The sequence below is a fragment of the Actinoplanes sp. NPDC024001 genome, assembly GCF_040638955.1.
Lineage (GTDB): Bacteria > Actinomycetota > Actinomycetes > Mycobacteriales > Micromonosporaceae > Actinoplanes.
Window position 1 is genome coordinate 20,099 of record NZ_JBEZZB010000126.1, and the last position, 12,018, is coordinate 32,116.

Genomic DNA, 12,018 nt, shown 5'->3' on the forward strand with positions numbered 1-12,018 from the left:
ACGAGAACCCCGGGAGCCATCAATCTCGTCCTCGGCCCGCACCGGGGCAAGGGCAGGCGTGATTAGGTGCGCGATCTGGTAAACGTGATCGATATCAGTCGATGGGCGGAGGGTATCCTTCGGTCGCTGGTGGCGGTCCCCACGGTGCCGGCAGTTGTCCCAGGCGCTGCAAGCGGCGGCTCTCCGGACTGTTGTGGAACTCCAGCGGGATCTCGGACATGTCGACCGGCTCGCCGGTGGCCCGGCGTCGCGCGGCGACGATCTCCACGAGCCGGCGCGGTCCGGGACCCCGTTCGATCCACTCGGTGAGGGTCGCGTCGACGTCACCGAACGGGTGGGCGACGGTGACGGTGACGTCGTCGTACTCGGCGGGATCCAGCATGTCCTCACCTACGGACTGTCGCGACCACGGTGGCCTTACCGGAGCGCCGGTTCACCCGGATGATGACGTTGCCGCCCCGGAATGCGGTGTTCGTCCGCACCTCGTAGTGGAACAGGCCCCAGTTCACCGACACCGGCTCCAGCCAGGGCAGACCATTGTTCTCCACCTCGGCACGCGCCAGCTGGACGGCCTGGTCGCGGTCAATCATCGCCGAACACCCCTTCGAGAACTCGGTAGCCGCCGTAGCCCGCCGCGCCGATCACGCCGGCGCCCGCAGCGACCGCTCCGGATTCGGCGAGCAGGCGCCCCGGCGTGACATACCCCTCCTTCAGCGGGAACGCCAGGCCCTTGAACGGATTCAGCGTTCCGTAGCTCTCCGCGGCGGCCTCCTCCGAGTACCGCCAGAGCGCCGACTTGTCATAGGCGCCGAGGGTGATCTTCCGGAGGAAGTCGTTCTTCGGTGTGAGGATCGAGTGCACGGTCTCGTGCCGCAGCGTCTCGGCGAAGCCGGCCGGAGTCTGCCCGGGCCGGATGAAGATCCGGCCGAACTCGTCGGTCTGGCCCAGCGTGTTCGGCGGGAGGTTGGCGAGCTGGTAGGGCCGGTTCGAGGTTTGCAGGGGGGCTCCCAGCCGCCCGGCGAGCCCACCGGCCGCCCCGCCCAGGAGCAGGTCCGTGGCCAGGCCGGCCGGATCGAACACGTCCTGGCCGTGCAGGCCCCGGTTGACGCCGCCGCCGAGGACGTTGCTGACCCCGCCGGTGACGGCGCCCCGCAGGAACGGGCTGGTGGCGGCAAGCCGGGCGGAACTGCCGACGAAGAGCCCGGCGCCGGCGCCGACCACCCCGGTCGCGCCGCCGATCAGGCCGGAGACGGCGACCTGCCCCCAGTCGACCTCTCCGGTGGTCAGTTTCTGCACCCCCGCGCTGCCGCCGGCGCTGAGCAGGGCGCCGCCGATCATGGCGGCGCCGATCGGGCCGCCCACCCCGGTCGCCATCACCGCGATGCCGCCGACGATCATCGCGCCGGCCGCGATGTACTCCCAGTTGTCGCCGACCCACTCGCCGGCGTCCTCGAACGCGCCGCTGCTCATCTCGTCGCGATAGGCGGTCAGCTCGGCGTCGGTGATCGGCCGCAGCCCGAGCGGGTCGGCGTGACCGAGCGGATCGTTGCCGGCGTAGTGGTACGGGTTGCCGGAGAAGGCCGTCCCGGGCACCGCCGGCAGCGGGTCGGGGCTGAGGAACGTCCGGCTGCCCGGCTGGTAGACGCGGTTGCGCAGCCAGACCAGCCCGGCGAACTCCAGCTCCCCGCGATAGCCCACTCCCGGCTCGTCGCTGGCCGGCGCACCCCAGGCGTCGCGCTCTCCCGGTGGGTTCAGCCAGCCGGGCGGCGGCTGCCGATCGCCCACCTGGATCGGCGCGCCGAACGGCCCCAGGTCCCACAGCACCCGCTGCCCGTTCACCTCGGCGAGCTCACCGAGCGGATCGTGGCGCAGCTCGACCCGGCGGCCCGGTTCCTGCACGGCGGAGAGCCGGCCGAGCGCGTCCCATTGGTAGGTGCGGTCACCCTCCCGGACGCGACGGCCCGCCCCGTCGTACTCGTACCGAGTGCCGCCGCGCGCGAGCAACCGCCCGGCCGCGTCGTAGGTGCAGGCCAGGCCGTTGTCGCGGACCAGGCGGCCGGCGGCGTCGTAGGCGAAGGTCGCGTCGCCGGCAGCGACCAGCTGCCCGGCGGCGTCGTAGCGATAGGCGCGTTCGCCGTCGTGCACGATCCGCCCGGCGGCGTCGTGGGTCCAGCGCCCGGCGCGCCGTCCGGCAGGCGACTCGAAGGTGTACGCCGACCGCAGCTTCCCCGTGTACTCCCAGGTCACGCGCAGTTCGGCGGAGTCCGCCCCGATCATTCGGCCGAGCGCGTCACGGCGGATCGTGACCGCCCCGGTGGCCGGATGCGTGAACGCGGCCAGCCGCCCGCCGGCGTCGTAGGTGTACCCGCTCTCCGATCCGTCCGGATGAACCATCGCCACCCGGCGGCCGTCCGGGTCGTAGCGATGGCTCACGGTCAGCCCGTCCCGGACGCGCGAGATCAGCCGCCCGGCCCGGTCCCACGCCAGATCCACCCGGCCGGCGCCCTCGGTGACCGTCACCGGCCGCCCCAGCGTGTCGCGCCGGAACGTCAGCCGCTGCCCGTCCCCACCACTGACCGTGACGACCCGCCCCGACGTGTCGTAGGTCCAGCGCACCGTCCGCCCGGAGCCGTCGGCGCGCGCGATCAGCCTCCCCGCCTGGTCGTACTCGAACCGGGTGCGCCCGCCGGCCGGATCGACCCGCTCGACCAGCCGCCCGGACTCGTCGTGCCGCAGCTCGGTGACCCCACCCAGCGGATCCGTGATCCTGGTGATCCAGCCGCGCGGGTGACGCTCGTATCCGGTCCGGCCGCCCAGCGCATCCACCGCCGCGATCAGCCGTCCGGCCGCGTCGTACTCGAACCGCCGGGCCCCGCCGGTCGCGTCGGTGATCGCCGTCGTCCGCCCGGCCGCGTCGTGCTCGTACCGGGTCCGGCCGTTTCCGGGCGTCTCCCGGGCGACCAGCCGGCCCGCGTCGTCGTACTCGTAGCTCTCGGCGATCTCGCCGTCGCCGTCCAGCACGGCGACCAGCGCGCCGTCGGCGTCGAGCCGGAAGCCGACACGCCTGCCGGCGCCGTCGATCCGCGCGGAGACCCGGCCGGCGGCGTCATGATCGAAGGTGGTCACGCTGCCCGACGGCGAGATCGTACGGCGTACGCGTCCCCCCGCCGTGTATTCGATCCTGGTGCGCCCGCCGTCCGGACCCTCGATCACGGTGCGCCGCCCGCACCGGTCGTACTCGCACCGCGCCGCCGCGCCGTCCGGCCGCACGTGCCCGGTGGCCCGCCCGAGCGGGTCGTACTCGAACGTGCTGCCGGTGAGCCCGTCGTGCAGCGCCGCCACCCGGTTCTCGGCGTCCATGGTGGCGGTGCGCCGGGTCCCCATCGGGTCGATCGCGGCGACCTGGTTGCCGTCCGCGTCGAACTCGCGCAGCCAGGTGGCGCCGGACGGGTCGGTGGTGGCGACCAGCCGGGACAGCGTGTCGAAGGTGAAGTCCCACTTGGCCCCGTCCGGCAGGATCAGCCGGGCCGGGTTGCCGACGTCGTCGTACGCCACCGTGGTGCGCTGCCCCAGCGGGTCGATCGTGGTCTCCGTGGCACCATGCGCACCGTGGACCGTCTCGGTACGGGAGCCGGCCGGATCGGTCACCGCGACGAGCCGTCCCGCGGGGGAGTACTCGGAGCGCCAGACCCCACCGCCCGGGTCGGTGCGTTCGACCAGGCGGCCGCGTTCGTCGTACCGGAACGTGCTGCGCCGCCCGAGCGGGCTGACCGCGGCGACCACCCGCCCGGCCGCGTCGCGTTCCAGCCGGGCCGTGTTGCCCAGGGCGTCGGTGGCGGAGATCAGGTTGCGGGTGCCGTCGAAGCCGAAGGTGACGGCGACCCCGTCCGGGTCGGTGATCCGGTGCACCAGGCCGTCGCGGACGTCGAGCCGGGTCACCCCGCCCTCGCCGTCGACGATCTCGCTCGGCGTCCGCTCGTCGCCGTCGTAGCGGTATCGCACCGAGCCGCCGCCGGTGACCTCGACCAGACGGCCGGCGTCGTCGTAGCGGTACTCGAACGGCCCGCGGCGCAGCAGGTGGCCGCGGTCGTCCCAGCGCATGGTGGTCACGGCGCCGTTGCGGTCGGTCACGGTGACCGGGTTGCCCCACTCGTCGTACGTGCGGCGCAGCGTGTTGCCGTGCCCGTCGGTGACCGCCAGCAGCCGCCCGTGCTCGTCGTGCACGTAGGTGTCGGTCTCCCCGACCACGGTGACCCGCCCGGGCAGGTACACGTACCTGGTGCGGCGGCCGAACGAGGAGACCTGCTCGACCACCCGCCCGTCGGCGTCGAACGTGGTCCGGGCCGCGGCCACCCCGTCGGCGTCGACGGCCGCGGTCATCCGGGACCGGTCGTCCAGCTCGTAGGTGTGGTCGCCGGCGCCGATCAGGGCGCCCTCGTCGTCGTACGTGAACTCCACCCGCCGCCCGCTGCCCGACGCGCTGGTGATCCGGTCACCGGTCCAGGCCAGCGTCACGCTCCCGGCGGTGGTGAGCCGGTCACCGGTCCAGCCGAAGGTGTCCCGCCCGGCGGTGAGGATCCGCCCGGCCCGGTCGAACCGCCAGGTCCGCCCGTCGAACCAGCGCAGCGCCAGGCCGTCGCCGTCCGGCACCACCTCGGCCGGCACCCCGGTCACCCGGCCGTAGCCGTCGCCCTGGCGGCCGAACAGCGCCCGCTGCCCGTCCGGCCCGGAGTACTCCGCGCCGTCGGCGCGCACGTGCAGGCGGGTGTCGGCCCACGACGACCAGCCCGGACCGAACGCCCCGGCCATCGTGGACCGGCTGTTGTAGACCCGGCTGAACCCGGGGAGGTCGGTGACCTTGAGGACCAGGTTGCCGCTGGCGGTGTTCACCGGGTCGTCGGCGAAGCCGCTGGTCGGCGGGAACCCGTAGGCCACCGGATCGTCGAAGGTCACCGACGTCCGCCCACCGGTCAGCCCGGCCGACCGCAGGCTCGCCGCGATCGCCGCGTCCGGCAGCCGGGCCAGGTCGCCGTCCCCGCCGGCCGCCCGGAACGCCTCGGCGATCTGGGCCACCCACTTCGCGTCGGCCTCGTTGAGATCCACATACTGCCCGAACCCGCTGATCAGCGACGAGGCGTCCAGATGCCCCCACCGGGTGCCGTCCTGAAAGTCCGCGTACGCCGCGCGCAGCCGGGCGGCGTGCGCCCGCAACTCGTCGTCGGCGGCCCGGCTGCCCCGGACGAAAGCGTCGAGATCATCCGGTCGGGCTGAACTAGTCGCCATCGCCGTGCCCCCGCGTATCGATCATCGCCTTCTCCCGTTCGGCGCGATGAGGGCGATGGTATCGCCTCCGGCCTGCCGCGATGCCCGGTAATCAATCGAGGAAGATCATTATGATGATCGTCCGGACAGGTGGTGCCAGGTCGTGGGGCTCATCGGCCGCCAGCGATCCCGTCCCCGCCGGTCGGGTCCGCAGATCATCAACAGGCCCTGACTCGTGCGGCCGACCGTCGCGGTGGGGCCGCACCGGCGCCCGGTCCGCGCGTCCTCCTGTGCCACCGCCGTGACCGACGGTTGCGCCGGGACGCTGGTCGCGGGCCGCACGTCGCCGCCGTGGTCGCGCACCCGGGAGAGGCCGGCCAGAGCGCCGCCGCAGAGCAGGAGGAGCAGGGCGAACGACACGATGACGGCCAGCAGGGGCCGGCGGTCGCGGCGCTGTGGTGAGTCGTCGAGGTCGAACCGCACCGTGGGCCGGCCGCGCGGCAGCGCCACCAGGTGCCGCCGGACCGTGCCCGGGCGCTCCCGGGGCAGGGCGATCAGATGCCGCCGCACCGGGGCGCGGCCGGGTTCCGGCGGCGAGATGCTCACCCGACCACTCTGACGAACTCAGCGTGTGCGCGTCGATGCCGAGAGTGTGCCAAGCGGGGTGTGACCCCCACCGCAGCGCAAGTTGTTTGAATCTGAAATAGTTTTGCCGTCAATAAAGTTGTGCAGGGCAGTCCGGGACGTCAGAGCCCCGGCCGGATAGTCCAGGAGCGGGTCATGCAGTTCGGAATCTTCTCGGTCAGCGACATCACCACCGACCCCACCACCGGCCGGACCCCGACCGAGGGCGAGCGCATCAAGGACATCGTCACCATCGCGAAGCACGCGGAGGAGGTCGGCCTCGACGTCTTCGCGCTCGGCGAGCACCATAACGAGCCGTTCTTCTCGTCGTCGCCGACCACCACGCTGGCGTACATCGCCGCACAGACCAGGACGCTGCAGCTCAGCACCGCGACCACGCTGATCACCACCAACGACCCGGTGAAGATCGCCGAGGACTTCGCGATGCTGCAGCACCTCGCCGACGGCCGCGTCGACCTGATGCTCGGCCGCGGCAACACCGGCCCGGTCTACCCGTGGTTCGGCAAGGACATCCGCGCCGGCATCCCGCTCGCCATCGAGAACTACTCGCTGCTGCACAAGCTGTGGCGCGAGCACGTGGTCGACTGGCAGGGCAAGTTCCGCACCCCGCTGCAGAGCTTCACCTCCACGCCGCGCCCGCTCGACGAGGTGCCGCCGTTCGTCTGGCACGGCTCGATCCGCAGCCCGGAGATCGCCGAGCAGGCCGCCTACTACGGTGACGGCTTCTTCGCGAACCACATCTTCTGGCCGAAGGAGCACACCCAGCGCATGGTCGGCCTCTACCGGCAGCGCTTCGAGCACTACGGCCACGGCTCCGCCGACCAGGCCATCGTCGGCCTCGGCGGCCAGGTGTTCATGCGCAAGAACAGCCAGGACGCGGTGAAGGAGTTCCGCCCCTACTTCGACAACGCCCCGGTCTACGGCCACGGCCCGTCGCTGGAGGACTTCACCCGGGAGACGCCGCTGACCGTCGGCAGCCCGCAGCAGGTCATCGACCGTACGCTCGGGTTCCGCGACTACGTCGGCGACTACCAGCGCCAGCTGTTCCTGATGGACCACGCCGGCCTGCCGCTGAAGACCGTCCTGGAGCAGCTCGACCTGCTCGGATCCGAGGTCGTGCCGGTGCTCCGCAAGGAGTTCGCCGCGCTCAAGCCGGCCCACGTGCCGGACGCCCCGACCCACGCCTCCCTGCTGGCCGCCCGTTCCGAGAAGAAGGAAGAGGTCCAGGCATGAAGCAGCGCAAGCTCGTCGTCATCAGCGCGGGCCTGAGCCAGCCGTCGTCGACCCGCCTGCTCGCGGACCAGCTGTCCGCGGCGGCGGGGCGCGCCGCCGCCCAGCTCGGTGTCACCCTCGACGTGCAGGTCATCGAGCTGCGCGACCTGGCCCACGACATCACCGACAACATGCTCACCGGTTTCGCCAAGGCCGCGCTCAAGCAGGCCCAGGAGGCGGTCACCGCCGCCGACGGGCTGATCGTGGTCACCCCGGTGTTCAGCGCGAGCTACAGCGGCCTGTTCAAGTCCTTCTTCGACGTCCTCGACAAGGATGCCCTGGTGGACAAGCCGGTCCTGCTCGCGGCCACGGCCGGCACGGCCCGCCACTCGCTGGTGATCGAGCACGCGCTGCGGCCGCTCTTCGCCTACCTGCGCGCCGCGATCATCCCGACCGGCGTCTTCGCGGCCAGCGACGACTGGGGCGCCAACTCGGTCGAGGGTCCGCTGCGCGGCCGCATCGACCGCGCCGCGGCCGAGCTCGCCCGCGAGGTGGAACGCCGCGAGCCGGCCACGGTGACCGATCCCTTCGCGCTGACCGCCAGCTTCGAAGACCTCATGAAAAACCTCTAGCCGTACGCCTCCGCCCGCCCCACCTTCTCCGGCTGCCCGCCAGTGCCCTCTCAAAGCCCGCCCGGCAGCCCTGAGCCCCAGCCAAGTTCCCCGGCTGCCCGCCAGGGTGGTGTCGGGGGCCGGTGGGCAGCGCTGAGGGTCGGCCGGGGGCTCTGGCTGAGGGCTGGGCTGGGGTGCGGCGCTGATGGTCAGCTGGGGGGTTCGGCTGGCGGGTGGTGCGGTGTTTCGCGACCGCGGGCAGCGCTGGACGTCAGCCGGAGGGTGGCGGTGATGCGGTGCAGGGAGTCCAGCACGGCGCGGACCGACGCGCGGTGCAGGGCTTCCGGGCGGGCCAGCACGTCGATCTGCCGGCCGGCGTTCAGGTCGGCGAGCGGCCGCAGCACGACACCCGGGCTCGGCACCGTGGTGTAACCCGGCAGCAGCGCCAGCGCCGCGCCGGCGGCGACCACCGCGGCGGCCACGGTGAACTCGTTGATCCGGTGCGCGATGGTCAGCGGCCGCCCGGCCGCCGCGGCGATCGCGGTGAGGATGCCCTGCAGCGGGAAGCCGTCGTGCACGCTGATCCACGGTTCGGCGCTGACCTCGGCCACCGTCACCGATGGCCGGCCCGCCAGCGGATGGCTCGCCGGCATCGCCACGTAGAGCGGCTCGTGGAGCAGCGGCACCACGGCGACCCGGTCCGCCGGCCAGGGCGGGCTGTGCGGCAGCCGGTGGGCCACCACGAGGTCGTAGTCGGCGACCAGCGGCGGGAACTCGGCGTGCGCCACGTCAGCGTCCACGCAGCGCACCGGCGGCCGGTCCGCGCGCTGCAGCAGCGCCGGGAAGTAGGCGAGAGCGGCACTGTGGAAGGCGGCCACGCTGACCGGCGCCGCCGGGTCGTCCAGGTAGGCGTCGACGATCCGGTTCGCCCGGTCCAGCGCGGTCGACACCTCGACGGCCACCCCGGCCAGCGCCCGGCCGGCGTCGGTGAGCACGAGGCGGCGGCCCCGCAGCTCGGTCAGCGGCACCCGGGCCGACCGCTGCAGCGCCTTCAACTGTTGCGAGACCGCCGACGGGGTGATGTGCAGAGCGCGGGCGACCGCGGCGACGCTGCCGCGGTCGCCGAGCTCGCGCAGGAGCCGCAGGTGATGCAGATCCATTAGGCCTCACTACATCGTCGATTGAGAAGTTGCTGCCTTGTCTACATCATCGCGGCGTTCGAGGCTTCCACCATGTCGATGGTGCGAAGCCGGGGCGATCTGCTGCTGCTGGCCGTTGCGGTGATCTGGGGCAGCAGCTATCTGGCCGCCCAGAGTCTGGTCCTGGTCGGTGGCGTCCTCGCCGTCCTCGCCCTGCGGTTCCTGGTCTCCGCGGTCGCCATGGTGCCGGTCGTGGCGCTGCGCCGGCCCGCGCGGCCGGACCGGCGCGAGATCGCGGTAGGCACGCTGCTCGGTCTCACCCAGGCCGCGGTGCTGGTCCTGGAGACGTACGGCGTCTCGCTCACCAGCGCCACCAACGCCGGTGTGCTGATCAGCCTGACCATCCTGATCACCCCGGCCCTGGAGGGTGCCCTCCGGCGCCGCCCGCTGCCCGGCCGGTTCTTCCTGACCGCGGCGGTCGCGTTCGGCGGGGTGGTGCTGCTGGTGGCCGGTCCGGGGCTGCGGGCGCCGTCGGCCGGTGACGCGCTGATGCTGGCCGCCGCCGTGGTCCGCGCCGCCCACGTCACCCTCTCCGGCCACCTCACCCGCGGCCGGTCGTACGACACGGTGACCCTGACCGCACTGCAGACCGTGGTCGGCGCGGTCGTGTTCACCGTCGCGGCCGCACCGGCCCTGCCCTCCGCCGTGGCCGCCTTCGGCCCCGCACAGTGGCTCGGCATCCTCTACCTGGCACTCGGGTGCAGTCTCTTCGCGTTCCTCGTGCAGCTCTGGGCCGTACGCCGGACCTCCGCCTCCCGGGCCGGCCTGCTGCTCGGCACCGAACCGGTCTGGGCCGTCCTGATCGGCGTGGGGCTCGGCGGCGAACAGCTGACCGCGACCACCGTCCTCGGCATCGCTCTGGTCCTCACCGGCACCCACTACGGCCTGCGCGTGGAGACCCGCCACCGGACCGCCGGAGATCACGATCCGGTGACGGTACCGGTGCCGCACGAACCGGTCCCCGCGCAGGTCGGGGCGGGTTCGGGCGGGGACGGCCGGATCACGGCGGATGCCCGGCCTGACTAGGCTGCCGGGCATGCACAACGGGGACAACCGACGCAACACCCTTCGTATCCGTGCCGCCGCCGGTGCGCTGGCCCTGACGGCGAGCCTGCTCGCGGGCTGCACCTCGGACTCCGAGAAGGGTTCCGGCACCACCGCGGCTCCGCAGCCGACGTCCGGCTCGGCCGCCGCCTCGGCGCCGGCTGCCACGGCGAGCGGTCAGTTCGGGCCGGAGGGCTTCGGCAAGGTGACCATCGCCCTGCCGGAGAAGGAGGCGCTCGCCACCGGCGAGCTGCAGGCCGAGCCGGTGTCGACGGTGCTGGGCCGCAACGTCTACTCGTTCACCGGCGGGCCGAAACCGGACGCGAGCCGGATGGCCGCCGACGAGGAGATCGAGAAGAACGTTCTGAAGGCCGACAACGACGAGCTCGGCGACGCCGAGACGGCTGAGGCGTACGCGAAGTCCGCGCGCCGCATCGAGCAGCGGCTGGCCGACTTCCTGGAGGCCGGCGGCGCCGCCTACACCAACGGCAAGCTCGTCGCGCTGGCCGCGCCGAAGGAAGCGGTCACCGAGGCCGGCGTCAAGCGCGGGTCGAAGGTGGCCGAGCTGACCGCGGCCTACCAGGGCAAGGGCCTGCAGCAGGCCGACGAGAACATGTACGAGATGCCGGTCGCCGGCCACGTCGGCTGGACGATGCGCTTCGAGGTCGAGGACGGCGTGGTGCTGTTCATGTCGATCGGCCAGGCCGAGGAGGAGTGAGACTCACCGGCCGACCGTGAGGAAGAACCAGAACGACGAGGTCAGCCACAGGCCGGCCACGGCCGTCAGGGCCAGCCCTCCGGCGAGCGGGATCACCCAGGACCGCTGCTCGCCGGGGCGGCTGATCAGCAGCATCTTGGCGACGAACGCGCCGTAGAACAGGCAGCCGAGCAGCGAGTGGGCGAGCACCCGCGGGTCGTCGCCGCGGAAGCCGAGCGCGTAGAGGCAGTGCACGGCGACCGGCAGCGACACCAGCACGGCCAGCCGCCCGCTCCACCGGTGCGTCGCCGGGACCCAGCGGGCCGAGGGCAGCTTGCCGTAGAGGGCCAGCGCGGAGACCAGCTGCACCACGGCGAGGCCGGCGACCGAGGTGGCCAGCCATGCCTTGATGCTGAGCGGGCGCAGGAAGCCGAGCAGCTCGGTGGTGCCGGCCGGGTCGTGCAGCCGGCCGTAGACGCCGAGCCCGACCGCCACGCCGACGCCGGCGACCGCGGGCAGCCACACGCCGGGCCGCCGCACGGTGCCGGCCTCCACGGTCAGAATCCCTCGCCGCTGTCGACGTCGATGGAGGTGGCCGTGACCGTCGTGCCGTCCACCGTGGTGGAACGGTTCGTCACGTCGAGGCGCGGGGCGGGGGCGGGCACGCCGTTCTCGGTGAGCACGCCGACCTGCCGGCCGTCCGGCAGCACGATCCAGGAGCCCTCCAGCTGGGCGCCGCGCACCCGGGCGGCGGTGCGGTAGAGGCCGGACGGCTTGCGGACCACGCCGATGTCGAAGTCGCTGGTCTTCTTCTCGACGGTGACCTGGCCCTCGGCGCCCTTCGCGTCGAAGGTCCCGGTGAGCCGGCTGCCGTCACGGCCCTTCAGCGAGAGCGCGCCGGCCCGGGCGGTGCCCTGCAGCCAGGACTCGACCCGCTTGCCGTCACAGATGTACGCGATCGCCCGCCCGTCCCGGATCGAGATGGCCAGGGTGCCGGCGCCGCCCTCGACCTCGCCGGCGAGCGTCACCCGCAGCTTCTCCGGGCTGGGGGAGGCGCCGGCGGGCGGCACGGCCAGCTCGGTGGTCGGCGGCAGCGAGCCGGGCGGCGCGGCGCCACCGGTCTGCGGGGTCACCGCCGGCGGCAGGCTCACCTGCTGGGCGGTCTGCAAGGTGCGCTCGCCGGCCGACGCGGTCATGTTGAGACCGACGAGGACGGCGGTGACCAGCGCGGCCGCGCCGAGCGTGACCAGCGGCCCGCGCCGCCACCGCGACGGCGCCCGCTCCGGCCCGGTCTCGGCCACCCAGCTCGACAGTTGGTGGTCGCGGAATCCGGGTGCGGCGCGGCTGG

At 73.1% G+C, this 12,018-nt stretch carries 10 protein-coding genes and 1 pseudogene; 4 read left to right on the plus strand and 7 right to left on the minus strand.

Annotation, left to right across the window (positions count from 1 at the left end):
* Positions 1 to 94: 94 nt before the first annotated feature.
* The 4 genes from AB0F81_RS36345 to AB0F81_RS36360 all read right to left on the minus strand — a co-directional run bounded on the left by AB0F81_RS36345 (position 95) and on the right by AB0F81_RS36360 (position 5,868).
* A complete protein-coding gene (locus tag AB0F81_RS36345; RefSeq protein ID WP_360204857.1) occupies positions 95 to 382 on the minus strand; it encodes a hypothetical protein in 288 nt (95 codons plus the stop codon).
* 4 nt (positions 383 to 386) lie between these two features.
* Positions 387 to 590: a hypothetical protein gene (locus AB0F81_RS36350; protein WP_360204859.1), complete on the minus strand. Its 204-nt coding sequence runs from the start codon at positions 588 to 590 to the stop codon at positions 387 to 389.
* Complete coding sequence (locus tag AB0F81_RS36355) at positions 583 to 5,283, minus strand: DUF6531 domain-containing protein (RefSeq protein ID WP_360204861.1); 4,701 nt, start codon at positions 5,281 to 5,283, stop codon at positions 583 to 585. The genes AB0F81_RS36350 and AB0F81_RS36355 overlap by 8 nt, the downstream gene beginning before the upstream one ends.
* Before the next feature lie 108 nt (positions 5,284 to 5,391).
* Positions 5,392 to 5,868 (minus strand): hypothetical protein, encoded by a 477-nt coding sequence (locus AB0F81_RS36360; protein ID WP_360204864.1) that lies wholly within the window; start codon positions 5,866 to 5,868, stop codon positions 5,392 to 5,394.
* 174 nt (positions 5,869 to 6,042) lie between these two features.
* Here AB0F81_RS36360 and AB0F81_RS36365 point away from each other — a divergent pair, with 174 nt between their 5' ends.
* Together AB0F81_RS36365 and AB0F81_RS36370 are read left to right on the plus strand one after the other, a co-directional pair.
* Positions 6,043 to 7,140, plus strand: coding sequence for an LLM class flavin-dependent oxidoreductase (locus AB0F81_RS36365; protein ID WP_360204866.1), 1,098 nt, complete (start codon positions 6,043 to 6,045; stop codon positions 7,138 to 7,140).
* Positions 7,137 to 7,751 (plus strand): FMN reductase, encoded by a 615-nt coding sequence (locus AB0F81_RS36370; RefSeq protein ID WP_360204869.1) that lies wholly within the window; start codon positions 7,137 to 7,139, stop codon positions 7,749 to 7,751. The genes AB0F81_RS36365 and AB0F81_RS36370 overlap by 4 nt, the downstream gene beginning before the upstream one ends.
* A gap of 188 nt (positions 7,752 to 7,939) precedes the next feature.
* On the opposite strand, the gene AB0F81_RS36375 is transcribed toward AB0F81_RS36370, so the two are convergent.
* Positions 7,940 to 8,890 (minus strand): LysR family transcriptional regulator, encoded by a 951-nt coding sequence (locus AB0F81_RS36375; RefSeq protein ID WP_360204872.1) that lies wholly within the window; start codon positions 8,888 to 8,890, stop codon positions 7,940 to 7,942.
* A gap of 72 nt (positions 8,891 to 8,962) precedes the next feature.
* Between AB0F81_RS36375 and AB0F81_RS36380 the strand changes: the two genes are divergently transcribed.
* Both AB0F81_RS36380 and AB0F81_RS36385 read left to right on the plus strand, forming a co-directional pair.
* Positions 8,963 to 9,955, plus strand: a complete 993-nt coding sequence (locus AB0F81_RS36380; RefSeq protein ID WP_360204874.1) for a DMT family transporter — start codon at positions 8,963 to 8,965, stop codon at positions 9,953 to 9,955.
* Between the two features lie 10 nt (positions 9,956 to 9,965).
* Positions 9,966 to 10,691 (plus strand): hypothetical protein, encoded by a 726-nt coding sequence (locus tag AB0F81_RS36385; RefSeq protein ID WP_360204876.1) that lies wholly within the window; start codon positions 9,966 to 9,968, stop codon positions 10,689 to 10,691.
* Positions 10,692 to 10,694: 3 nt separating this feature from the next.
* Here AB0F81_RS36385 and AB0F81_RS36390 read toward each other — a convergent pair whose 3' ends face one another.
* On the minus strand, positions 10,695 to 11,225 hold the full coding sequence (locus AB0F81_RS36390; protein ID WP_360204879.1) for a DUF6529 family protein: 531 nt from the start codon (positions 11,223 to 11,225) through the stop codon (positions 10,695 to 10,697).
* Between the two features lie 2 nt (positions 11,226 to 11,227).
* Positions 11,228 to 12,018, minus strand: a pseudogene (locus AB0F81_RS36395) (serine/threonine protein kinase); the annotation flags it as partial.